The organism is Paraburkholderia sp. FT54, from assembly GCF_031585635.1.
In the GTDB taxonomy this organism is placed as follows: domain Bacteria; phylum Pseudomonadota; class Gammaproteobacteria; order Burkholderiales; family Burkholderiaceae; genus Paraburkholderia.
Genome location: NZ_CP134196.1, coordinates 788,253 through 811,897 on the forward strand (window position 1 = coordinate 788,253; position 23,645 = coordinate 811,897).

22 protein-coding genes are annotated in these 23,645 nt (G+C 63.2%); 12 read left to right on the forward strand and 10 right to left on the reverse strand.

Annotated elements, in window-relative coordinates; genetic code table 11:
- Positions 1-5: 5 nt before the first annotated feature.
- From RI103_RS23040 to RI103_RS23050, 3 genes are read left to right on the forward strand one after another with little or no spacing between them, the layout of a single operon-like run.
- Positions 6-1,577 carry a DHA2 family efflux MFS transporter permease subunit gene (locus tag RI103_RS23040; RefSeq protein ID WP_310817834.1) on the forward strand — a complete coding sequence of 524 codons (1,572 nt, stop codon included), beginning with the start codon at positions 6-8 and terminating at the stop codon, positions 1,575-1,577.
- 10 nt (positions 1,578-1,587) lie between these two features.
- Positions 1,588-3,021, forward strand: coding sequence for an efflux transporter outer membrane subunit (locus tag RI103_RS23045; RefSeq protein ID WP_310817836.1), 1,434 nt, complete (start codon positions 1,588-1,590; stop codon positions 3,019-3,021).
- A gap of 46 nt (positions 3,022-3,067) precedes the next feature.
- On the forward strand, positions 3,068-4,255 hold the full coding sequence (locus tag RI103_RS23050) for a thiolase family protein (protein ID WP_310818548.1): 1,188 nt from the start codon (positions 3,068-3,070) through the stop codon (positions 4,253-4,255).
- Here RI103_RS23050 and RI103_RS23055 read toward each other — a convergent pair.
- Positions 4,222-4,575, reverse strand: coding sequence for a hypothetical protein (locus tag RI103_RS23055; protein WP_310817838.1), 354 nt, complete (start codon positions 4,573-4,575; stop codon positions 4,222-4,224). The two genes, RI103_RS23050 and RI103_RS23055, sit on opposite strands and share 34 nt — an antisense overlap.
- Here RI103_RS23055 and RI103_RS23060 point away from each other — a divergent pair.
- The 4 genes from RI103_RS23060 (at position 4,574) to RI103_RS23075 (ending at position 7,442) form a co-directional block, all read left to right on the forward strand.
- Entirely contained in the window at positions 4,574-4,963 is a 390-nt protein-coding gene (locus tag RI103_RS23060) for a cytidine deaminase (RefSeq protein ID WP_310817840.1), read from the forward strand. The two genes, RI103_RS23055 and RI103_RS23060, sit on opposite strands and share 2 nt — an antisense overlap.
- Positions 4,960-5,925 carry a nucleoside hydrolase gene (locus RI103_RS23065; RefSeq protein ID WP_310817842.1) on the forward strand — a complete coding sequence of 322 codons (966 nt, stop codon included), beginning with the start codon at positions 4,960-4,962 and terminating at the stop codon, positions 5,923-5,925. The genes RI103_RS23060 and RI103_RS23065 overlap by 4 nt, the downstream gene beginning before the upstream one ends.
- A gap of 214 nt (positions 5,926-6,139) precedes the next feature.
- On the forward strand, positions 6,140-7,075 hold the full coding sequence (gene panE / locus RI103_RS23070) for a 2-dehydropantoate 2-reductase (RefSeq protein ID WP_310817844.1): 936 nt from the start codon (positions 6,140-6,142) through the stop codon (positions 7,073-7,075).
- A 67-nt stretch (positions 7,076-7,142) separates the two neighbouring features.
- A complete protein-coding gene (locus tag RI103_RS23075) occupies positions 7,143-7,442 on the forward strand; it encodes a hypothetical protein (RefSeq protein ID WP_310817845.1) in 300 nt (99 codons plus the stop codon).
- 55 nt (positions 7,443-7,497) lie between these two features.
- Here RI103_RS23075 and RI103_RS23080 read toward each other — a convergent pair whose 3' ends face one another.
- The 6 genes from RI103_RS23080 to RI103_RS23105 form a co-directional block, all read right to left on the reverse strand.
- Complete coding sequence (locus RI103_RS23080; RefSeq protein ID WP_310817846.1) at positions 7,498-8,529, reverse strand: oligopeptide/dipeptide ABC transporter ATP-binding protein; 1,032 nt, start codon at positions 8,527-8,529, stop codon at positions 7,498-7,500.
- Positions 8,526-9,524: an oligopeptide/dipeptide ABC transporter ATP-binding protein gene (locus RI103_RS23085; RefSeq protein WP_310817848.1), complete on the reverse strand. Its 999-nt coding sequence runs from the start codon at positions 9,522-9,524 to the stop codon at positions 8,526-8,528. The genes RI103_RS23080 and RI103_RS23085 overlap by 4 nt, the downstream gene beginning before the upstream one ends.
- A 1-nt stretch (position 9,525) precedes the next feature.
- Positions 9,526-10,440 (reverse strand): ABC transporter permease subunit, encoded by a 915-nt coding sequence (locus tag RI103_RS23090; RefSeq protein WP_310817849.1) that lies wholly within the window; start codon positions 10,438-10,440, stop codon positions 9,526-9,528.
- A 3-nt stretch (positions 10,441-10,443) separates the two neighbouring features.
- Complete coding sequence (locus RI103_RS23095; protein ID WP_310817850.1) at positions 10,444-11,382, reverse strand: ABC transporter permease subunit; 939 nt, start codon at positions 11,380-11,382, stop codon at positions 10,444-10,446.
- Positions 11,383-11,398: 16 nt separating this feature from the next.
- Positions 11,399-13,015: a peptide ABC transporter substrate-binding protein gene (locus tag RI103_RS23100; RefSeq protein ID WP_310817852.1), complete on the reverse strand. Its 1,617-nt coding sequence runs from the start codon at positions 13,013-13,015 to the stop codon at positions 11,399-11,401.
- Positions 13,016-13,196: 181 nt separating this feature from the next.
- Complete coding sequence (locus RI103_RS23105; RefSeq protein ID WP_012426331.1) at positions 13,197-13,769, reverse strand: cupin domain-containing protein; 573 nt, start codon at positions 13,767-13,769, stop codon at positions 13,197-13,199.
- 912 nt (positions 13,770-14,681) lie between these two features.
- Here RI103_RS23105 and RI103_RS23110 point away from each other — a divergent pair.
- A complete protein-coding gene (locus RI103_RS23110; RefSeq protein ID WP_310817854.1) occupies positions 14,682-16,223 on the forward strand; it encodes an oligopeptide:H+ symporter in 1,542 nt (513 codons plus the stop codon).
- 57 nt (positions 16,224-16,280) lie between these two features.
- Here the strand turns inward: RI103_RS23110 and RI103_RS23115 are convergent, their stop codons facing one another.
- Together RI103_RS23115 and RI103_RS23120 are read right to left on the reverse strand one after the other, a co-directional pair.
- Positions 16,281-16,748 carry a hypothetical protein gene (locus tag RI103_RS23115; RefSeq protein WP_310817856.1) on the reverse strand — a complete coding sequence of 156 codons (468 nt, stop codon included), beginning with the start codon at positions 16,746-16,748 and terminating at the stop codon, positions 16,281-16,283.
- Between the two features lie 24 nt (positions 16,749-16,772).
- Positions 16,773-17,768 carry a hypothetical protein gene (locus RI103_RS23120; protein ID WP_310817857.1) on the reverse strand — a complete coding sequence of 332 codons (996 nt, stop codon included), beginning with the start codon at positions 17,766-17,768 and terminating at the stop codon, positions 16,773-16,775.
- Between the two features lie 241 nt (positions 17,769-18,009).
- Between RI103_RS23120 and RI103_RS23125 the strand changes: the two genes are divergently transcribed.
- From RI103_RS23125 to RI103_RS23135, 3 genes are all read left to right on the forward strand, one after another.
- Positions 18,010-19,479, forward strand: coding sequence for a PLP-dependent aminotransferase family protein (locus RI103_RS23125; protein WP_310817858.1), 1,470 nt, complete (start codon positions 18,010-18,012; stop codon positions 19,477-19,479).
- A 159-nt stretch (positions 19,480-19,638) separates the two neighbouring features.
- A complete protein-coding gene (locus RI103_RS23130) occupies positions 19,639-21,720 on the forward strand; it encodes a bifunctional 2',3'-cyclic-nucleotide 2'-phosphodiesterase/3'-nucleotidase (protein ID WP_310817860.1) in 2,082 nt (693 codons plus the stop codon).
- Positions 21,717-22,463, forward strand: a complete 747-nt coding sequence (locus tag RI103_RS23135) for a tetratricopeptide repeat protein (RefSeq protein WP_310817861.1) — start codon at positions 21,717-21,719, stop codon at positions 22,461-22,463. The genes RI103_RS23130 and RI103_RS23135 overlap by 4 nt, the downstream gene beginning before the upstream one ends.
- Here the strand turns inward: RI103_RS23135 and RI103_RS23140 are convergent.
- Positions 22,450-22,653, reverse strand: coding sequence for a hypothetical protein (locus tag RI103_RS23140; RefSeq protein WP_310817863.1), 204 nt, complete (start codon positions 22,651-22,653; stop codon positions 22,450-22,452). The genes RI103_RS23135 and RI103_RS23140 overlap by 14 nt on opposite strands.
- A gap of 239 nt (positions 22,654-22,892) precedes the next feature.
- On the opposite strand from RI103_RS23140, the gene RI103_RS23145 reads away from it, so the two are divergent.
- Positions 22,893-23,345, forward strand: coding sequence for an HU family DNA-binding protein (locus RI103_RS23145; protein WP_035559188.1), 453 nt, complete (start codon positions 22,893-22,895; stop codon positions 23,343-23,345).
- The last annotated feature ends 300 nt before the right edge of the window (positions 23,346-23,645 follow it).

The following is a 23,645-nucleotide window of genomic DNA, read 5'->3' on the forward strand; positions in this document are numbered from 1 at the left end:
CCATCATGACCCAAGTTCTCGCCAACCCCGCCGAACTGCCGACGCGAATCAAAGTCCTTGCGTTCACATTGATGTGCGTCGGGTTTTTCATGGCGACGCTCGATATTCAGATCGTTGCGTCGTCGCTCAAGGATATCGGCGGCGGCTTGTCCGCGAGCCAGGACGAACTTTCGTGGGTGCAGACGTCGTATCTGATCGCTGAAATTCTGGTGATTCCGATGTCCGGCTGGCTCACTCGCGTGTTCTCGACGCGCTGGGTATTCGCGTTCTCCGCGCTCGGCTTCACGATCACCAGCATGTTGTGCGGCCTCGCGTGGGACATCAACTCGATGATCCTGTTCCGCGGTTTGCAGGGCGCGCTCGGCGCCGCGATGATCCCGACTGTGTTTACCACGGCGTTCGTGCTGTTTCCCGGCAAGGAACGCCTGATAGCGTCCACCACCATCAGCGCGCTTGCCACGCTCGCGCCGACTGTCGGTCCGGTGATCGGCGGCTGGATCACGTCGCAATGGTCGTGGCACTGGCTGTTCTATCTGAACCTGGTGCCGGGTCTGGTCGTCACGCTGATGGTGCCGAAATACGTGCACTTCGACAACGTCGACCTGTCGCTGCTGAAGAAAGGCGATTACCTGGGCATCCTTCTGATGTCCGGCTTTCTCGGTTGCCTCGAATACGTGCTGGAGGAAGGGCCGCGCAAAAACTGGTTCGGCGACGACGTCATCGTGACGTGCGCGTGGATCACGGCGATCTGCGGATTCCTGTTCATCGTGCATGCGTTCACCGCGAAAGAGCCGATCGTCGATTTGCGTGCCTTGGCGATCCGCAACTTCGGCATCGGCAGTCTGCTGTCGTTCATCACCGGGATCGGGATTTTCTGCGCAGTGTTCCTGACGCCGGTGTTTTTATCGCGTGTGCGTGGTTTCGATTCGTTGCAGATCGGCGTGGCGTTGCTGTCAGTCGGCTGTTTTCAATTGGTCGCGATGGTGGCGTATTCGATGGTCGCGCGCTTTATCGACATGCGGATACTGCTGGTGTTCGGCCTCGTGCTGTTCGGCGTCGGCTGTTATCTGTATGTGCCCCTGACCAATCAATGGGGCTGGCAGGAGTTGTTGATCCCGCAGGCGTTGCGCGGCATCGGCCAGCAGTTCTGCATTCCCCCGATTGTCACGATGGCGCTGGGTTCATTGCCGATGTCGAGGCTGCGGTCCGCAAGCGGCCTGTTCAACCTGATGCGTAACCTCGGCGGCGCGATCGGCATTGCCGTGAGCAGCACGATGCTCAACGACCGCTTGAACCTGCACTACGAGCGGCTCGATGAACATCTGAACGTGGGCCGTCCGGTGGTCGAATCGATCTTGCAGCAGCAAGGCGCGCATTTCGCGGCAGTGGGCGGCAACGTGCTGAACGCGGCCAACGCCGGGCTCGGCCAACTGCACGCGCTGCTGATGCGCGAAGCGCTCGTGCTCACGTTCGCCGACACGTTTTACGCACTGTCGCTCTGTTTCGTGGTTGGCCTGCTGAGCGTGCTGTTCTCGCGCCCGTTCGGCAACACCGCACCACCGCCCGATGCCCATTGAGGAATTCAACATGAAACCGATCCTTGTCAAAGTACTGGCGAGCGCCGCCTTGCTGACGCTCGCGGCGTGCGCGGTGCAACCGGAAACGCACGCGGATTTGCCGCAGACCGTGAAGACCGTGGCGCCGGCTGCATGGAATGTCGACGCGCCGCAAGACAGCGTGAGCGCCAACGCGTGGTGGGCGCAATTCGGCGACCCGGTCATGCATCAACTGGTCGAGTCGGTGCTGACCGGCAATCTCGATGTGCAGGCAGCGGTAGAGCGCGTCAGGCAGGCGCAGGATCTGGCGAAGCAAAATCGCGCGGCCCTGCTGCCCGAGCTGAACGCGAGTGCGACCGCCTCGAACTCGCGTCAGAACACGCCGCCGCCGCTCGGCTATGTGCGCCAGGCCGGTATCGGCCTGAGCGCGAGCTGGACGCCCGACGTATTCGGTGGCGAACGTCTCGCCGTGCTGGCGGCGCAGGCCCAGGTGTCGGGACGTCAGTCGGCATTGAATGAGGTGCGCCTCGCGCTCGCGGCGAATACCGCGGCAGCGTATATCGACCTTCGTTGGGCGCAATCGCAGTTGCAGATTCTGAGCGACAACGAGCAGATCCGCGCACGTGCCCTGAAGCTCACGCAGCAGCGTCTGCGCTACGGGCTGTCGACGCAACTCGATGTGGCGCGCGCGCAGAACCAGCTCGAGGATTTGCAGGCGCAGATTCCGCGCGTGCAATCGGCGGTGCAGCATCAGTTGAGTCTGATCGCCGTGTATTCGGGGCGCACACCGGAGAGCGTCGACAGTTTGCTGCTTGCCAATGCACGCGATATTCCGGTGCCCGCGCAAAGCGTGCCGCAGATGCTGCCCTCCGAAGCGCTTTTGCAGCGTCCCGACGTGCGCATCGCATACGCGAGCGTCGAACAGCGCGCGGCGGAAGTGGGCGTGTCGAAAGCGCAGCGCTATCCGCAGTTCCGGCTCAATCTCGCCGACGGCCTGCTGGCCTCGTCCTATCTCGGCTTGCCGACGCTGACCGACAACCTCTTCAGCGCCGCCTTGAACGCGACGAGTCCGATCTTCAACGCGGGCCGCATCACCGCGAATATCGACGAGAGCGAAAGCCGCATGCGCGAATCGCAACTCGGTTTGCAGCAAACCATGCTGCAAGCCCTCAAGGAAATCGAAGACAACCGCAGCGATCTGGTGAGCGGCGCAGTGCAGGTGCAACGTCTTGGCGGCGCGCTCGATGCATCGAATCAGGCGCTGCGTCTGTCGAGCGAGCTGTATAAGGGCGGCGCGTCGAGTTTCCTCGATGTGCTCGCGGCGCAGGAGGCGTATCTGCACGACGCGGAGTCGTTGAACCAGGCCAAACGCGAGCATGCGCTCTCGGCGGTCGCGCTATACCGGTCGCTCGGTGGCGGCTGGGATGTGCCTGACGCGGTCACGGCAGTATCGGCGAACAACTGATGCATGAGCGTGGCCAATGAGGTGTTGAACCAACTGGAGAGAAATGATGGCGAATCAGCGAGAAGTAGTGATCTGCAATCCGGTGAGAACGCCGATCGGCGCATTCGGCGGATCGTTGAAAGAGGTGCCCGCAAGCGAACTCGGCGCGCTCGCGGTGCGTGAGACGTTGCAGCGTAGCGGGCTCGACCCGGCCGCATTGGCGTCGGTCGTGATGGGCAACGTGATTCAGGCCGGCAACAAGATGAATCCGGCGCGCCAGGCGTCGATCGGCGGCGGCGTGCCGGTGGCTGTGCCGGCGTTGACGGTCAATCGCGTGTGCGGTTCGGGCGCGCAGGCGATCGCATCGGCGGCCCAGGAGATCCTGCTGGGTCTCGGCGATGCCGCGGTGGCCGGCGGCATGGAGAACATGGACCGCGCGCCGTATCTGCTCGACGGCGGCCGCTGGGGCTACCGCATGGGCAACGCGCAAATCCACGACAGCCTGTTGCGCGACGGCCTGAACGACGCGTTTTCCGGCGAGCATTCCGGCTGGCACACCGAAGACCTCGTCGCGCAATTCGACATCACGCGCGAAACGCAGGACCGTTGGGCCGCGCGTTCGCAACAGCGATTCAGCGAAGCGCAGGCGCGTGGCGATTTCGACGCCGAACTGGTCGCCGTGGAAATCGCAGGGCGCAAGGGCCCGCAGCATTTCACGCGTGATGAACAGCCGCGTCCCGATACCACGGTGGAAACGCTGGCCAAACTGCGTCCGGCATTTCGCCCCGACGGCACGATCACCGCAGGCAACGCCCCGGGATTGAACAGCGGCGCGGCCGCCATGCTGGTGGCCGAACGTGGCTTCGCGGAAGCACGCGGCATCGCGCAGTTCGCGCGGCTTGCGGCATACGGCGTCGCCGCGGTCGAACCCGGCATGTTCGGCCTCGGTCCCGTGCCGGCCGTGGAGATGGCGTTGGCGCGAGCCGGATGGCAATTGCACGATGTCGAGCGCTTCGAAATCAACGAGGCGTTTGCCGCCGTGCCGATCGCGGTCGCGCGCAGACTCGGCATCGCGGACGAGCTGATCAACGTGCAAGGCGGCGCGATCGCGCATGGCCATCCCATCGGCGCGACGGGCGCCGTGTTGACCACGCGCCTGCTCCATTCAATGCGGCGCGACGGGCTCAAACGCGGCATTGTTACGCTATGCATCGGCGGTGGTCAGGGGATCGCATTGGCATTGGAAATGCTGTGACTTTGAGTCGATAGCAGCAGGGTGCGTCGGCGTGCGAAATACGTCGATGCACCCGCCGCTGCGACTTCGTAAATGCGTGGCGCATCAACCGTGATGCAATCTTCGGCAATAGAACCCCAGCCCATATTTAAAGTTTTTCCTCCCGCATCAGTTTCGTTTAGCATCATTGCCACTTCGGGATCGTGAGCGGCATCGGCGGCTGGTTCGGCCATCCGCAATTGTCGATGCAATCGGTGCTCGGCGCGACGCTCTCGAACCTGATGAGCGTCACGATTGCGTGGCATGTTCATTACGCTGAATTGAATCGGGGATCGCTGCATGAATATGGAACAACTGCTGGAGCGCGCGGGCGTCGCGCGAGAAAAGGCCTATGCGCCTTATTCGAAGTTCAAGGTCGGCGCGGCGCTGCTGACCAAAGATGGACAGGTGTTCGACGGCTGCAACGTCGAGAACGCCTCGTATGGTTTGTGCAATTGCGCAGAACGTACCGCGTTTTTCAGCGCCATTGCAGCGGGCTATCAGCGCGACCAGTTCGCCGCGCTTGCCGTGATCGGCGATACGGACGGCCCGGTCGCGCCGTGCGGCGCGTGCCGCCAGGTGATCATCGAACTGGGCGGCCCTGAATTGCCGATTCGCCTCGGCAATCTGCATGGCGTCACGCGCGACACCACCGCGCGTGAACAATTGCCGGACGCGTTCTATCGATGAGCAGGCACAAGGTCATCTATGACACCGACCCAGGTGTGGACGATGCGATGGCGCTCGTGTTTCAGGCGCTGCATCCGGATATCGAACTGCTTGGCCTGACAAGCGTATTCGGCAACGCGACGATTGAAACGACCACGCGCAATGCGCGCTTTCTCGCCGGACGGTTTGCCGCGGGCGTGCCGGTCGCGCAGGGCGCGGCGGCGCCGCTCAAGTGCGCCGCGCCCGAGCCGCTCGCAGAGATCCACGGCGGCAACGGGCTCGGCAATATCGCGTTGAATACAACGGACGGGGCCGCACTCGACGCGCGCCCCGCGCACCGCTTCATCATCGACACGGTGCGCGCGCATCCGGGCGAAGTGACGCTGCTTGCCGTGGGCCCGCTCACGAATCTCGCCTTGGCGCTCGCCGACGATCCGCAGATCGCCTCGCTCGTCAAGCAGGTGGTCATCATGGGCGGCGCGTTCGGCACGGACGGCGTGCTCGGCAATGTCACGCCCGCGGCGGAAGCCAATATCCTGGGCGACCCGGATGCCGCCGACATCGTGCTCGGCGCGGCGTGGCCGGTTGCGATCGTCGGTCTGGACGTCACGCAGCGCACCATCATGAGCCACGATTATCTGGCGTCGCTGCGCGAGCGCGGCGGCGCGGCCGGTCAGTTCGTGTGGGAAGTGTCGCGGCACTACGAGGCGTTTCACGGGCAGAGCGCGCAGCTTGCGGGCATCTTCGTGCACGATTCGTCGGCGGTGGCCTATGTGCTGGCGCCGCATCTCTATACGACGCGCAGCGGTCCCGTGCGCGTGCTGACCGAGGGCATCGCGGTCGGTCAAACCATCCAGAAGCCTTCGACGATGCCCGTTCCCGCGCCGGCCTGGGACGGCCGGCCCGACTGCAAGGTGTGCATGGAAGTGGATGTGCCGGGCATGCTGGCGCTTTACGAGCGCACCATTTGCGGCACGCTGTGAGAATGACGGTGTCGTATAACTGACGTACAGGCGGCACGGCGCGGATTGATCTGACGTGAGTCGCTGTGCAATGCAACACGCCGGCACGCGGCAATTGTGGCCGGTGCCGATCTTCAATCTTTGCTACATTTCTGCACACGCACCGCATAAGCTGCCCTGAAGCTCTTTCTCATGGGCGCGGCGCGCGTGACCGAAACCTATCAAGAGGCCAAAGATGCGAATTCTAGTAGTAGGGGCGGGCGCCGTAGGCGGCTATTTCGGCGGGCGTCTCGCGGCGGCGGGCCAGGACGTGACCTTTCTCGTGCGGCCCGGCCGCGCGGAAAAGCTCAAGCGCGAAGGACTCGTCATCAGCAGCGTGCGCGGCGATCTCACGCTGCGCGACCCCCAAACGATTCTCGCCGGCGTCAGCGCCGAGCCGTTCGATCTGGTGCTGCTGAGCTGCAAAGCCTACAGTCTCGACGACGCCATCGATTCCTTCGCGCCGCTCGTCGGCGAGTCGACGCTGATTCTGCCGATGCTCAACGGCATGCGCCATATGGACGTGCTCAACGAAAAGTTCGGCGCCGCGCGCGTGCTGGGCGGTCAGTGCGTGATTGCCGCCACGCTCAACGCCGAGCAGCACATCGTGCATCTGAACGACACCCATGCGATCACCTTCGGCGAACAGGCCGGCGGCGCGTCGGAACGCACCCAGGCCATCGCCGAGGCCATGGCGGGCGCGACTTTCGATGCGGTGGTCAGCGACAACATCTTGCTGCGCATGTGGGAGAAGTGGGTATTCCTGGCCACATTGGCGGCAAGCACGTGCTTGATGCGCGGTTCGGTCGGCGATATTCTGGCTGCGCCGGACGGCAAGCGCGTGATCGAGAATCTGCTGGGCGAATGCCGGGCCGTGGCCGAGCACAACGGTTTCACAATGGGCCCGGACTTCGACGCACGCGCCACGCAAACGCTCTTAACGCCTTCGCCGCTCACCGCTTCCATGTTGCGGGATGTGGAAAACCACTCGCATACGGAGGCGGATCACATTCTCGGCGATCTGATTTCGCGCGGCGGCGATGCGCAAAAGGGCGAGCACGGCTTGTCGTTGCTGCGTATTGCCTATAGTCATCTGAAGACGTATGAAGCGAGGCAGGCCCGCACGTCCTGAACGATGCCACGGCACGAGCGTGGACTCAGCGGGCAAGCCATGACAGCCTAACGATCGGAGGTGAAGCATGCCGAGTCCAATTGGATCAGTGCCCGCGCTCAGTGCCGCTTCGGCCACGATCTTCTCGATCGGCATTGTCTTTCTCGGCTACTGGGGCTTGTATGAGCCGACACAGTGGCGAGTCGCCGACGTCTTCGTCTTTGTGTCCGCGATGATCGGTTTCGGTTGCCTCGGGCTCGTGCCGTGGGTCGCGACGAGTCCTGTCGAGCCCGAATCCAGCGACGCCCGGATTCGCATCGCGCGGCATCTGTTTCTCGTCGGCGTGGCGGGAATCTGGCTTGCGGTAGCGATGTCGGTGATTTTCTGAAGCGCCGCCCACGCGCGTTTTTCGTTGAAGCGCAACCCGTCAGCGCCAAGGGCATTTATTTCGCGGCATCCCCCACGCGAATGCAGGCGACGCGTGTCGCATGGGCACCATGCGTGATGGGCTGCGGAATTTCCTTGGCGCAGGCTTCGATCGCGTCCGGGCAGCGCGTGCGAAACGCGCAACCGGAAGGCGGACTGAGCGGCGAGGCAATCTCGCCGCGCAACAGCAGATGACGGCGCGCGCGTTCCACGACCGGATCGGGCACCGGCACGGCCGAGAGCAGCGCACGCGTGTACGGATGACGCGGCGTGCCGTACACCTCGCGCTTGTCGCCGAACTCCATCACACGTCCCAGATACATCACCAGCACGCGGTGGCTGATCGCTTTGACGACGGCCAGATCGTGCGCGACGAACAGCAGCGAGAGCGACAGTTCGCGTTGCAGATCGCGCAGCAGGTTGACGATCTGCGCCTGGATCGACACGTCGAGCGCGGACACCGGCTCGTCGCAGATCACCAGTTGCGGCTCGCCGATCAGCGCGCGCGCAATGCCCACCCGTTGACACTGGCCGCCGGAAAACTCGTGCGGATAGCGGCGCAGATGCTGCGCATTCAGACCGACGCGTTCCAGCATGGTCAGCACACGCCGTTGCACGTCGGCGCGTGCGATGTCCTGACCGTGTGTCATCAAAGGTTCGGCGACGATCTGTTCGATCGTCATGCGCGGGTCGAGCGAGGCGAGCGGGTCCTGGAAAATCATCTGCACGTCGCGGCGCAAACGTGAGGTATCGCGGCGCGCGCCCGGCAGCACGGTTTCGTCGCCGAGCCAGCACACGCTGCCGCTCGCCACCGGCGCGAGTCCGATAATCGCGCGCGCGAGCGTCGACTTGCCGCAACCCGATTCGCCGACGAGCCCCACGGTTTCGCCGCGCCGCACGTTGAACGACACGCCGTCCACCGCGCGCAGCGTCGCTTTGCCGGACCACGGAAAGCCGCCGCGCGGCACGCCGAATTGCACCTTGAGATTGTCGACGCGCAAGAGCGTGGCCGCGTCCTGGTTTTGTCCCGCGAGAGAGGTGGCGTTCATGCGTGTTGTGCCTCGAGAATTTCCGCAACTGGCCGGTGGCACGCGCGCAGCGCGTCGGCGTGATCAGCGGTGGCGGCAAGGGGCGGGCGTGCTTCGCGGCAGCGCTCGGTGCAATATCCGCAGCGCGGCGCGAAGGCGCAGCCCGCGCCGACTTCGCCGGGCAGCGGCGGATTGCCCGGAATGGTTTGCAGCGGACGGTCGTCGTCATCGTCGGTGAGACGCGGCAGCGCGTTCAGCAGGCCGAGCGTGTACGGATGCGTCGGCGCGGCGAACAGCGCGGCCGCGCTCGCCTGCTCGACGGTCTGGCCGGCGTACATCACCATCACGTCGTCGCACAGGCCGGCCACCACGCCCATGTCGTGCGTGATCAGAATGATCGCCGTGCCGCGTTCGCGATTCAGTTCGCGCAGCAGTTCGATGATCTGCGCCTGCACGGTCACGTCGAGCGCGGTGGTGGGTTCGTCGGCGATCAGGATTTCGGGTTCGGACAGCAACGCCATCGCGATCATCACGCGCTGGCGCATGCCGCCGGAAAACTCGTGCGGATACATGCCGATGCGCCGCGCGGCATCGGGAATGCGCACCGATTCGAGCGTTTCGATCGCGCGGCGGCGGGCTTCGCGGCGCGACATCTTGCGATGCAGTTGCAGCGTCTCGGTCATCTGCCGTTCGATCGTCAGGAACGGATTGAGCGAAGTCATCGGGTCCTGAAAGATCATGCCGATGCGGTCGCCGCGAATCTTGTTCAACGTCGCTTCGTTCATGGTCAGCAGGTTTTCGCCGCGATAGGTCGCGGCGCCCGACACCTTGCCGTTGCCGGCCAGCAGACCCAGCAACGCCATCACGGTCTGACTCTTGCCGGAGCCCGATTCGCCGACGATGCCGAGCGTGCGGCCCGCTTCGAGCGAAAACGACACGCCTTGCACCGCGTCGACGGGTGCGCCTTCGCGACGCGTAAAGCGTACGCTGAGGTCTTTGACTTCGAGTAGCGGCATGTCAGCGGTCCTTCGGATCGAATGCGTCGCGCAAACCATCGCCGACGAAATTCACGCAATACAGCGTCACGCACAGCATCACGGCCGGGCACAGCAGCAGCCAGGGCATCGATTCGAGCTTCTGCGCGCCGTCCTGAATCAGCACGCCCCAACTCGTCATCGGTTCCTGCACGCCGAGGCCGAGAAACGACAACACCGATTCCGTCAGCACGATGTTCGGCACCGTCACGCTCGCATACACGACGACCACGCCGAACAGATTCGGCACGATATGACGCGCGATGATCGAACGCGAACTCACGCCGATCGCCTTCGCCGCGTCGATGAATTCGCGCGAGCGCAGCGACAGCGTCTGGCCGCGCACCACGCGCGCCATGTCGAGCCATGAAAACGCGCTGATGGTGAGCACGACCAGATAGAAGGCGCGGCCGAACATCGTCATCATGAGGATGGCGATCAGCATGTAGGGAATCGCGTACATCATGTCGACGATACGCATCATCACCGCGTCCACGCGTCCGCCGAGATAGCCCGCGGTCGCGCCATACGCGACGCCGATCAGCCCCGACACCAGCGTGCCGAGCAGACCGACTTCGAGCGACACGCGCCCGCCTTGCAGCGTGCGCGCGAGCAGATCGCGGCCGAGTTCGTCGGTACCGAACCAGTGCATGTTTTGCAGCGTGGGCGGCAGGCTGATCGCGCTCCAGTCGCTATCGATCGGATTGTTCGGCAGGAACCACGGACCGGCCACGCAGGCGATCACGATCAGCATCAGCACGACGAAGCCGGTAAAAGCGGCGCGGTTGCGCACGAAGCGCCACGCGGCGGTGGCGAGCGGGCCGCGCGAGCGCGGCGCCTTCGCGATGGCCGCGAGCGGGTCGAGCGCCGCGGCAGTCGATTGAATTGAGCGGGGCATGGATCAGTACCGGATGCGCGGATCGAGCCACGCGTACGCGAGGTCGACCAGCAGATTGAACAGCACGGCGACGGCGGTCGTCAGCACGACGAGGCCGAGCACGAGGGTGTAGTCGCGATTGATCGCGCCGTTCACGACCAGTTGGCCGAGGCCCGGCAGCGCGAACACCGATTCGGTGACCACGGCGGCGGTGATCGACGAAATGCAGATCGAGCCAAGCAGCGAGACGACCGGCATCAGCGCGGGTTTCATCGCGTGGCGCAAGACGATCGTGCGGCCCGGCAAACCCTTGGCGCGCGCGGTGCGGATGAAGTTGCCCGACAGCACTTCGATCATGCTGCCGCGCATCACGCGGGCAATCGCGGCGACGTTGATGATGGTGAGCAGCACGATCGGCAGCACGCGATAGCGCCACTCGCCGTCGCCCCAGCCGCCGGCCGGCAGCCAGCCGCGTCCTTCGGAGGTCTTCAGCAGGATCGCGAAGATCCACACGAGTACCGGACCGAGCACGAAGGGCGGCACCACGTTGCCGAGATTGCCGAGCACCATCACGAAGTGATCGACGAAGCGGTCGCGCCGCACCGCGGCCACCGTGCCGAGCGCGACGCCGATCACGAGCGCGATCGGCACCGACACGCCGCCCACGCCGAGGCTGACCGGCAGCGCCTTCCACACGAGATCGTTGACCGACCAGTCGGCGTAGCGGAACGACGGCCCGAGGTCGCCGTGCAGCAGCGAGCCGAGGTAGTGGAGGTACTGCAGCCACAACGGCTCGTCGAGGTGATACTTGGCGTTCAGGTTCGCCAGCACGGCCGCCGAGAGTTGCTTCTCGGTGTCGAACGGGCCGCCCGGGGTGAGATGCAGCAGCAGATAGCACGCGGTGATCACGGCGAGAATCGTCGGGATCGCCCAGAGCGTGCGGCGCAGCGTATAGGCCAGCATGACAGTGCTCCCGCGCTTAGTGCTTGATCAGATACATGTCTTGCGTGGCGCGCTGGTCGAGGTAGTTGGTCGGCTTATAGCCGCCTACGTACGATTTGACCAGCCGGTCGGCCGAATACTGGAAGAGCGATACCACGGGGTAGTCGTTCATGGCCAGATCGTGCGCCTGCGTGAACAGGGCGGTGCGCTTCGCGTCGTCGAGTTGCTGGTTGCCTTCGTCGATCAGCTTGTCGACTTGCGGGTTGCAGTAGTGCTGGTCGTTCTGCACGCTGTTGCAGCGGATCAGATCGAAGAACGAGTTGGCGTCGTTGTAGTCGACGAACCAGCCGTCGCGCGAGGCCTGCACCTTGCCGTCATGGCGTTGCTTGAGCAGCACCTTGTATTCGACGTTTTCGAGCTTGGCGGTCACGCCCAGCTTGGTGCGCCATTCGGACGTGGCGAACAGCGCGACCTTCTTGTGCAGGTCGTTGGTGTTGTAGGTGAGCGTGAACGTCAGCGGCTTGGCGTCCGAATAGCCCGCGGTCTTCAGCAGGTTGCGCGCGTAGTCGATGCGCTTGGGCATCGGCCAGCTCGCCCACTCCGGCGTGAACACGCCCGAGCCTTCGGTGCCCTTGGCGATCAGGCCGTACATGGGCACTTCGCCGTCGGCCGTCAGCCGCTTGGTCAGCAGGTCGCGGTCCAGCACCATCGCCAGCGCCTCGCGTACGCGCTTGTCCTTGAACGCCGGGTCGTCGTTGTTCAGGCTGTAGTAATACGTGGCGATCTGCAGGCCGGTTTTCAGCTCGGAACCGAACTGCTTGCTCACCTGCGCATAGACGCCTGACGGAATTGAGTACGTGTAGTCGAACTGGCCGGCCTGATACATGCGCATTGCCGTTTCGTCGTTTTCTATCGGCAGATAGGTCACTTTCGAAATCACGACCTTGCCGGTATTCCAGTACGTCGGGCTTTTGGTCGCCACGAGGCGGTTGCTCGGCTGCCAGTCGGTCAGCGCATACGGGCCATTGCCCACGAAGTTACCCGGACGGGTCCAGTCGCCGCCGAACTTCGTCACGACCGCGCGATTGACCGGGGTCATCGTCGCCATGGCCGTCAACTGCGGGAAAAACGTGGCAGGCACTTCGGTCGTGACTTCGAGCGTGTACGGGTCGACGGCGCGCACGCCGAGGCTAGTCAGCGGTGCCTTGCCGGCGAGAATCGCCTTGGCGTTCTTCACGAATTCGACCAGCACCGTGTATTTCGAACCCGTCTTCGGATCGAGCACGCGTTGCCACGAGTAGACGAAGTCGGCCGCCGTGACCGGCTGCCCGTTGCTCCAGCGCGCATCGTGGCGCAGCTTGAAAATCCACGTATTCGGCCCGGTGCGCGACCACGACTCGGCGACGCCCGGCACGATCGCGCCGCTCGCATCCATGCGCGTCAGGCCTTCGAACAGGTCGAGCCCGATCGTGTTGCCGGTCCATGATTCGATGTGCGCGGGATCGAGCGATTCGGTTTCGCCCGGCACCTGGCGGGTCATCTCCTGGCTGGCGGCGAGCGTGACGCCCGCGGGCACCATGACGGCGAAAGCGGAAGGGGCGGACGCGAGGACGAGCGCGGTCAGCGCCGTCGTGTAGACGAACGGGTTTTTCATCGGTTGAGATCGCAGGAAAGGTCGAGAGAGAAACGCGCTGGCGCCAGGGCGCCCGTTTAGCTGCGTTGCCCGGGCCAGGGCGGCCCTTGTTGCTCGTGGTGGTGACGCGACATGCAGGATTCCTTACGTTGCGTAATGCAGGCAATCCCTGGCCGGTTCAACCGGATAAGGTGCCCGCTTTTTAGAACAGTCTTGGTGTGCCCACCCAGACGACCACCGACTCGATCCGCGCGGTGTTCACCCAGCTGTGCGGCACCGTCGATTCGTAATGCGCGCTGTCTCCCGCGTGCAACACGAACGTCTTGCCTTCCAGCGTCAACGACACTTCGCCGTCAATCACATAAACAAACTCTTCCCCGGCATGCGTGGTGACTTCGGAGCGCTTTTGCCCGGGCGGCATCCTCACGAGGATCGCTTCGAGCTGACGGCCGCCCGTCAAGTTGGTCAACCGCGCAAACAGATTGGCCGAGTCCGCAAAACCGAAAAACTTCAACTGATCGCCACGACTCACGCAGCGTTCTTCGCTGGGTGTGTCGACGAAATATTGCACTGTGACCCCAAGTGCGTGGGCGATCCCGGCCAACGAAGTGATGGACGGTGACGCGAGACCACGCTCTACCTGCGACAGAAACGGCTTGGAAATCCCCGCCGCCGTTGCTGTGTCATCCAGCGTGCGCTTGAGCCGTTGCCGCAGCGCGCGGATCTTGCTGCCGATTTCTAGTGCCGGATTGCTTTTTTGAATTGTCGTGACCATAGCAGGAGGAAATTAGCCCGTCAAAATTTGTTTGATGTGAGTAAATATGGTTTGATTGCGGCTCCAGGCCGGGCTTCGGGTCTTTTTTACCCCGGTGATGCAGAGACCGCATGTCGAGACAACACTCTATGTTGCCAGAATCGGAACTAATCCCAGCCAATATGACCGTTTATTTCCAGAAACGGTGAACAAACGCGGTAAGCAGCAGTATGCCCAGCGATTGCCGGAGTTATGCAATATGAGTATTAGGAGGATAAAGGTATGACGCAAAACACTATTTTCAGCGTCGGGCGTTGGTGCGGCCAAGAGGTATGGCGTGTAAGAACAGGTAATTGACGCGGGATCAGTGAATTCCCTGAGTGACTCGGGATGCTTCCATTTGCAGAATCAGCCCCGCTTGCGGAAGGGCGCACGCGTGCACACCACACGCGCATCCGGCCGCTGTTTATCATTCCGCCCGCAGCGATCCTGCGCGACGGAACACTGTCCGGCACGTTCCAATCGAACGGCAGCCGGCATAAGGACATGACCATTACTGCCGAATTTTCCCGTCGCGGGTTTTCCGCCCGCCGCCGCGTGGCACGGCCGCTCTCCGCCGGCTTTGGAATCCCCGTTTGTCGCGATGCTTTATCATTGCGTCCGCTCTGCATGCCGGCGTCCAGGCCCGATGTGGCGCAGTGTCTCCCAAGAGGACTTCCCGCGGGGCGTTTTCGCGAGGCTGGCCTCTATCCCGTCCCCCGGTTTATCTGCTGATTTGGCGCGCTGGCGTGCGGATGAGCGCGCTAGCGCCCGCGCTGACGCATCTGCGTTCGCGTCACGGCGCACGCTTCGCCGACTGTCTTTCCAATTTCGTTTCACGCGCCGCGCGGCCAGTTCGCGCGACGCCGCAACCGTTTGAACAAGAGGTACACGATGCATTCATCCAATCCACCCGGTGCGCGCGTCTCGCAGACCCGTTCGTTTTCGACGGTCTTTCTGATCGAGATGTGGGAGCGCTTCGGCTACTACGGCATGGCCGCGCTGCTGGTGCTGTTCATGATCGACAAGCTGCAGTTCACCGACAGCCACGCCACGCTCACGTGGGGCGCATTCACGGCGCTGGTGTACGCGTCGCCGTCGATCGGCGGCTGGATCGGCGACAAGATTCTCGGCGCGCGCCGCACGATGATCTTCGGCGCCGGCGTGCTGTCGGTCGGCTATTTCATGCTGGCGCTGCCCAATGACCAGCTTGCCTATATGTACGCGTCGCTTGGCGTGATCGTGGTGGGCAATGGTCTCTTCAAGGCGAACGCCGCGAATCTCGTGCGCCGCATCTACGAAGGCGACGACGCGCGCATCGACAGCGCGTTCACCATCTACTACATGGCGGTCAACATCGGCTCGACGGCGTCGATGCTCGCCACGCCGTGGATCAAGGACCATTGGGGCTGGCATACGGCCTTCGCCGTCTGCTGCGCGGGGATGCTGCTGTCGGTGCTGAACTACTTCATCATGTTTCGCACGCTCGCGCATATCGGCTCCGCGCCGGACGCCGAACCGGTGCGCTGGAAGCGCGTCGGCGCGGTCGCGCTGGGCGGCCTCGCGCTCGGCGCGGCGACCATGTTCGTGCTGCAGCACAAGGCCATCGCGGTGGCCTGCGTTTATACGGCGGGCGTGGCGATTCTGGCCATCTTCGGCTACATGCTGATGAAGTGCGAACGCTCGGAGCGCTCGGGCCTGGTCGCCGCGCTGATCCTGACCGCGCAGGTGATCCTGTTCTTCGTGTTCTACGTGCAGATGTCGACCTCGCTCACGCTGTTCGCGCTGCGCAACGTCGATCCGCGTTTTATTCTGTTCGGCCAGACGTGGTTCACGTGGAGCGCCGCGCAGTTTCAGGCGCTCAACCCGATCTGGATCATGTTGCTGAGCCCGCTGCTCGCGCTGCTGTACACGAAGCTCGCGAAGAGCGGCAAGGACGTGCCCGTCGCGGTGAAGTACGCATTCGGTTTCGCGGTCGTCGCGGCCGGCTTCTTCGTCTATGCGGCGAGCGGCAATTACGCGGTGAACGGGCGCGTGTCGTCGTGGTTCATGGTGAGTGGCTACGGGCTGTATTCGCTCGGCGAATTGCTGGTGAGCGGGTTGGGTCTCGCGATGATCGCGCGCTACGTGCCGGCGCGCATGAGCGGTTTCATGATGGGCGCGTATTTCGTGGCGACTGGCGTGTCGCAATATCTGGGCAGCGTGGTGGCGAATTTCGCGCAGATGCCGGCTGGCGATATGGATCCGCTCGAATCGTTGCCGCTTTACACCAAGCTGTTTACCGGCCTCGGTTGGCTCGCGGCGGTGGGCGCACTGGTGGCGGTTCTGTTGCTGCCGTTGATGCGCAAGCTGTCGCGCGAACATCAGCGTTGCAGCGATGAGGCGCGTGAGAGCGCGCGGCAAACGGCGGCGTTGAATGGGGTGGTGGCGGAGTAATCTGCTTGATTGGTAAACGCAGCGCGCGCCATGGAGCGCGCGCTGGCAAAACTGGGCCTAAGCATTGTCTCGATTGTAGGGACGAACCTCACTCACGACGACCTCTTTACAAGTCAAACGGATATCGAGACCGACGTTCGGCACAAGATCCAACGCGATCAATCCGCCCGGCGTCTCGGATAACGACATGTCCATAATCGTTGCCTCTTCGAGCATGGCGTTTGCGTCAATCTCCGACGTACGAACGTCCAGGCAATCGAGCACGACGACGTGATCGGGGCGACCCGCAACGGGGGGCGCGCCGTAGCGGTTGTGAAGCACTTCCAGCTGGATATCCACAAGCTCACGCGTGCTGCCGCCCGCCAACGACTGCCCGTCGAGACCTTCGCTTGTTTGCCGGCATCTGCGCATGCAGAAGCTCCGCACGGCAGAATCGTGAAAAGATGGATATGCGCCCAAAATCACGGCAAGCCATGCGCCGTTTTTTGCCAGCTCCCAGCCCCAAGTCTTGTTTGACGTGTCCATCGCTATCCTTTCGCGGGTTGGGCGTTATCTGCAGTTAATCGGTGACATCCGGACATGAGCGTTATCCCGCTTGCCGTCAGCAAAATTATGACCGTGTGCTTCCCCATGACTCTCGTGATATTGGGCGCAAAGGTTGCCCTTTGAATCGAAGTAATCTACGTCGAGACCGTTCGGGTTGATGCGGTATCCGCCCGGTTCGTTGCCCGTTAGCCCAACCCCACGCGCGGCGACCTCTTCTCTGTCGCCATCCGGCGTGTGCGGCGCGTATTCGAAGGGCTGCGCGTCGCTGAACAGCATGCGCGCGCCAGCGCTATGACCGGCCACGTCCTGGTCGCCACCTTCGGCGCCGTCGGTCATTCCAGATACTGCACCCACCACGCCCCGAAGCCCGCTGAGCAGATTACTGTCTTCACGATTTGCAGCCATCGCCCTGCGTGCGGCAGTAAGTGCGGCTTCCTGCGCCCCCGGGTCAAACGGGCCGGACAAGATCGGCTCGCCGTTGAAGGACAGCGGCCGTGAACCGGCCGCCGCGAAGGCCGCCCACTTCTGACCTGCGCCATCGAGTCCGCCACCATTTGCGGGCCATCTCAGTGGCGCCGGTGTTGGACGTGACACCGGGCTTTGCCAGTATCGTTCGCGATTGATGACGGGCACCAGCCGACCGTCCGCCGCGGCCTCACGGAGCATGCGTTGGACCCCGGCGTTATCGGCTGGCAGGTTCCAGTGGGCCACATTCAGGATTTCGCTGAGGAACGTTTGAATCGTGCGTAGGGCCGCGTTTCCGGACAAGGTTCGCAGGTCGCTGTCTGGCCGGAAGTGCCAGTCGAAATCGCGCCGGTCCAACTCAAGCTGTTTAAGTTCCTCGCTCGGCATGAAAGCCTTTCGTTCTCCCGTCGGGCTGCGGTAGTCGTTCACCGGAACAAGTGTGCATTGCCAACCGTTCTTCAGCGGGACCGAGAGCGTATTCCAGTGCGGCATAGGCAAAGGCGGTTCTCTTGATAAAAAAATCAGGAACGGCATGCGGGCGATAGCTTGTACGGTCGCTTCCTTTTTGCGACTGGGCGAAGCGGTACCCGTCCACAATGAGTCGTGGGCTGACGTCCATCGTCACGGAGAGCGTTTCTGCGCGTCAACCGAAGAAGTCGCAATTTCGATTGCGAAACGTCTGCTTATGCCAGCCGGCGGCGGCAGAGGTAAGCTAACGCCTGCAATTGGTCATCCCCAAGCAACCATTTCCCAGCCACCCAAGGTAGCCACCCGGATGGAAATCCATATCGCGGTCGAAGGTCATCACGATCTGTCCGGCCAGATCTATCGTCAGTTGCGCGCGGGCATTCTCGAAGGACGCCTCGCGGGCGGCACGCGTCTGCCGTCCACGCGCGATCTCGCCACGCAGCTAGGCGTGTCGCGCAAGACCACGCTCGACGTGTTCGAACGGCTGCTCTCCGAAGGCTATCTGAGCGCGCGCGGCGGCTCGGGCACCTTCGTCGCCGATGGCCTGGAGCGTCTGCCGGTGGAGCGTTCCGCGCATGAGCGGGCCGCGGAGTCGTCGCGCGAACGGGCCAAGGCGAAGGCCGCCGCGCGCGCCCAGCCGCTGTGGGACGAGATGCCCGAGAGCTTGCCCCTGCCGAAGCCTTCGGTGGCGTCGCCGCAAGACTTCGTCGGCGGCGCGACGGACAAGACGCTATTTCCCTTCGATGTCTGGCGCCGCTGCGTGAATCACGCGTTGCGTGCGCAGGCACGCGGCCCCGGCACCTATCGCGACACGGCCGGCGAACAGGAACTGCGCCTTGCGATCTCGCGCTACCTCGCCTTCAACCGCGCCGTCGCCAGCAACTGGGAAGACGTGATCGTCACGCAAGGCGCGCAGCACGCGCTCGATCTGCTGGCGCGGATCACCTTGCGCGCCGGCGAAGTCGCGGCGATCGAGGATCCCGGCTATACCCCGGCGCATGCGTGCCTGAAGGCCACCGGCGCGCGCGTGGTGCCCGTGCCGGTGGATGCGGAAGGCCTGATCGTCAGCAAGCTGCCGGACAAGGCGCGGCTCGTCTACGTGACGCCCTCGCACCAGTTTCCGCTCGGCATGCCGATGAGTCTCGAGCGCCGCGTCGAATTGCTCGAATGGGCGCAGAAACGCGGCGCGGTGATCATCGAGGACGACTACGACTGCGAATACCGTTTCGAAGGCCGGCCGATGGAGCCGCTGAAAAGTCTCGATCGCGCCGGCCTCGTCGCCTATGTCGGCACGTTTTCCAAAACGATCTTTCCGGAACTGCGAGTCGGCTACGTGGTGCCGCCGGCTTCGCTCTACGGTCCGCTCATCAAGGCGCGGCAGATCGCCGACTGGCACGGCTGCACGCTCACGCAAACGGCGCTCGCGTCGTTCATGCTCAATGGCGAATTCGCCAAGCATCTGCGGCGCATGCACAAGACCTACGCGGCGCGCCGCGCGATGCTGCTCGATCATCTGCATGGCGGTCTCGCGCCCTGGTTCGAACCGATCGTGCCAACGGCCGGCATCCATATGGCGGCGCGTCTGAAAGCGCCGCTGACGGAAGAAGCGGTGGTGAGCGCGGCGCGTGCGGCATCGATCGGCTTGTATGGACTCGCGCCGTTTCATGTGCGTGCGAAGGCGCAGCCGGGCCTGATGTTCGGCTACGGCAATATCGCGGTCGAGCATATCGATGCCGCGCTCACCAAGCTCGCCGGCGTCCTGGCGCGGCTCGCGTAATAGGCCCGCGATTCGCGCGTAAAGATTACTTATAGCTATCGAATACCATACAAATAAGTGTCATAAACGCACCGTATTCTTGCGCCTCTGTAATTGTTTGTAGTGCAAAGCCGGTCCGACGGACCGGCGCGACAACACAACGACCCGGAGGCGGTAAGAATGCGAGTGACCTTGATGGCAGGCAAGCGGCTGCGCGCGCGTGGCGCGATCGGCGCGTTGGGAACCTTGGGTGCGCTGAGCGTAATCGGTATCACCGTTGGCATCACCGCGTGCAGCAGCAGCGTCGACACGCCTGCGCCGCAAGTGGCGAACGGCACGACCGCGACGCTCGCGTTGCTGGAAACCACCGACATCCACACCAACCTGCTGAGCTACGACTACTACAAGCTGGCAGAAGACAAGTCGCTGGGACTCGAGCGCACCGCGACGCTGATCGCGGCGGCGCGCAAGGAATTTCCCAACACCCTGTTGCTCGACGACGGCGACACGATCCAGGGCACCGCGCTCGCTGACTATCAGGCGCAGGTCGCGCCGGTCGATTGCAAGACCACGCTCGGGGTCTACAAGGTCATGAATCTGCTGAAGTACGATGCGGGCACGATCGGCAATCACGAATTCAACTACGGCCTGCCGTTTCTCGCGCAAGTCACCGGCAGCGCGTTCGACGTGCCGAACATGAGTCCGGTCGCGTCGCAGCCGGCCTGCTCGGGGCCGAACTTTCCGCTGGTGCTCTCCAACGTGCTCGGCGCGAAATCGCAGCAGCCGATCTTCAAGCCGTACACGATCCTCGAACGCACGATCACGGCCACGACGCCCGACGGCAAGACCGTCAGCGCGCTGGTGAAGATCGGCGTAATCGGCTTCACGCCGCCCGCCATCATGGCGTGGGATAAACGCTGGCTCGACGGCAACGTCTATACGCAGGGGCTCGTGGAAAGCGCGTCGAAGTACGTGCCGGAAATGAAGGCGAAGGGCGCGCAGATCATCGTGGCGATGTCGCACGGCGGGCTCGACAATTCCACGTATTCGCCGTCGATGGAAAACGGCAGCTACTATCTGTCGAAAGTAGCCGGCATCGACGCGATGCTGATCGGCCACTCGCATCAGGTTTTCCCCGATAAAAACAGCACCGTCGCGCAATTCAACCTGCCGGGCGTCGACAAGGTGAAGGGCACCGTCAACGGCGTGCCGACCGTGATGGCGAATTTCTGGGGCAAGCATCTCGGCGTGATCAAGCTCGCGCTGAACTACACGAACGGCACGTGGACGGTGGATCGCAACGCGAGCACTGCGCAAGCCCGCTCGATCCAGAACGCGGACAACAGCTACGTGGCAGTCGATCCGGCGGTCTCGCAGGCCATCGCCGCCGAACACGCCGCGACCATCAACTACGTGAAAACGCCGATCGGCACGACCGATTTCCGCATGACCACCTACTTCGCCGATGTGGGCGACGTGTCGGCCATCGAGATCGTCAACCAGGCGCAGGCGGCCTACACGCAGGACTACATCAACGCGAATCTGCCGCAGTATGCGGGTATTCCGGTGCTGTCGGTGAGCGCGCCGTTCAAGAGCGGCTTCGGCGGCGGTAACGATTTCACCGACGTCGCGCAAGGTAACGTGGCGATCAACAACGCCGCCGACCTCTACCTGTATCCGAACACGATTTACGCGGTGAAGGTGACCGGCGCCGATCTGAAGGCCTGGCTCGAAACCGCGGCGAAGCGCTTCAACCAGATCAATCCCGCCAACACTGCTGCGCAGGCGCTCGTCAGCACGTATCCCGGCTATAACTTCGACATGATCACGTCGAAGGATTTCAGCTATGAAATCGACGTCACGCAGGCCGTGGGAAGCCGGATTCGCAACCTGAAATATCAGGGCGGGGCGATCTCGGATACGCAGTCGTTCATCGTCGCGACCAACAACTATCGCGCGAGCGGCGGCGGAAATTTCCCGGGGCTCGACGGTAGCAAGACGATTTACGCGTCGCCGGATGCGAGCCGCGACGTGCTGATCTCTTACATCAAGAAAGCGCAGGCCATCAAGGCGGCAAGCAATGGCAGCGATCGTAGCTGGCGCTTCACGAAGGTGGCGACGGCCGGTCCGGTGACCTTCCTGTCGGCGCCGAACCTGACGGCGCTTGCGCAGGCCAACGGCATCGCCAACGTCGCGCAGATTCAGGCCGACGACGGCAGCGGCAAGGGTCTCGCGGTTTACTCTGTGAACCTCAACCAATGAACGCGCGCATTTCGTTGACGCTGGCGGCGGCCCTCGCCATCTGCGTCGGAACGTTCGCCACGGTGGCGGCCACGCGCGTGTCCAGCGTGCAGATCGACGACTGGCAAATGCAGGGTTCGGCGACGCATGCGGCGTGGCCGCTGTGGCAGTTGCGGCTGACCTCGGCGTTCGGCAACGCGGCGGCGCGCGAAGCGCTCGCGGACGTGCTGGTGAGTTCGCCGCAGATCGACGAGCAACGCGAAGGCGTCGAGCTCTATCGCCGGCTTGCGCTCGACGGCGCGCCGCGCGCGCAAGCCACGCTCGGGCACCTGCTGTTGCGCGGGCTGCCCGGAGTCGCGCCTGACTATGTGGAAGCCCGCCGTTGGCTGACGCTGGCGGCATCGCATGATTCGCGCGACGCCCAGGCGGCCTACGATCTCGCGACGCTCTATCGCAACGGCTACGGCGTACCGCGCGACGCCGGCCTGGCGATTCGCTGGCTCGAACAGGCGGCGCAAGCAGGCTTGCCGCTCGCGCAATTCCAGCTCGCCAACGAGTATCGCTTTGGCGCGACACTGCCGCACGACGACGCATTGGCGCTGCAATGGCTCACGCGGGCAGCCAATGCGGAGTTACCCGAAGCCAACCTCGCGCTGGCGATGGCGTATCGCAACGGCGAGCTCGGCATGGCGCGCGACGAGAACGAGTATTGGGCTCACGTGAAGGAAAGCGAACACGATCTCAAACACGTCAGCCCGCAGTAAAAGTGTTCTGACGCTCGCCCGCGATTTTCTGTCGCAGGGCGAAATTAGCCGCCCCCCGCAGCGTTTTTCGCTGCAGGGGGCGTGTTTTTTCCGTCGCATGACAGGTGATGGCGAGCGCGCCAGGACCTGTTTTTTGCGATACGCGAGCGATCCACTGGTCGTCCTCCGTGCAGAAAGTGCCGTTATTCATGCATCGAAATGACTTGTAACGTACGTTACGTGTTGGTGTTGCCAGGCTCGCCGACGCACGTTTACCCGCTAAAACAAGCATCAAAATGTGTTGCGCAGTCTGCGCCGCGCAACAAACCTTCGCTGTTATACATAAAAGAGTCGCGCAAATCCTATTAGCGCTTGTAGAATCCGGCGTTGAAGCGTGCACATACCGTGTGCGCTTCGTGCAATTCACTGACCACAACAGGTAGGAGAAACATGCCGACTTCCGCAAAAAAGGTGGCCAAGAAGGCTGCTGCCCCGGTACCCGCCAAGAAGGTTGCTGCAAAGAAAGTTCCTGCGAAGAAGGCCGTCGCAGCTAAGAAGGTCGCCGTGAAGGCGTCCAGCGCTCCGTCGCCGATCAAGGACACCTTCACGAAGGCCTCGCTGGCTGCACACGTCGCTGAACGCGCCGCTGTGGAACCGAAGACCGCCAAGGCTGTTCTGGCCGCGCTCGAAGACACGATCCTCGGCGCCGTGCATAAGAAGGGTGCTGGCGAATTCACGCTGTCGGGTCTTCTGAAGATCGTCGTGCAAGCTGTGCCGGCGAAGAAGAAGCGCTTCGGCAAAGACCCGTTCTCGGGCGAAGAGCGTTGGTTCCCGGCCAAGCCGGCTAGCGTGCGCATCAAGGCACGTCCGCTGAAGAAGCTGAAAGACGCTGCTGCAGGTTAATCGGGCTTCACGCGTGGCCGCTGTTTTTAACAATGGCTGACGCTTGAGACGCTCCCGGGGAAGCCCCTTGGAGATGATCCGCAGCACACGTTGTCTGAATCCCCGTGGGTGCAAACCCTCGGGGATTTTTTATGCGCATCCGAAGCGTATTGCGAATCCGGGCACCCCAGGGACTTCCTCTGCACGCACCGCGGTGCCGCATATGCACTGTACTAGCGCATCATGGGCCGCCGCAGTACGATGGCAGCGGAGCCATGCCGGCCGGGATGCGCTGTTCGCGTGCATGCAACCTGTTTAGTT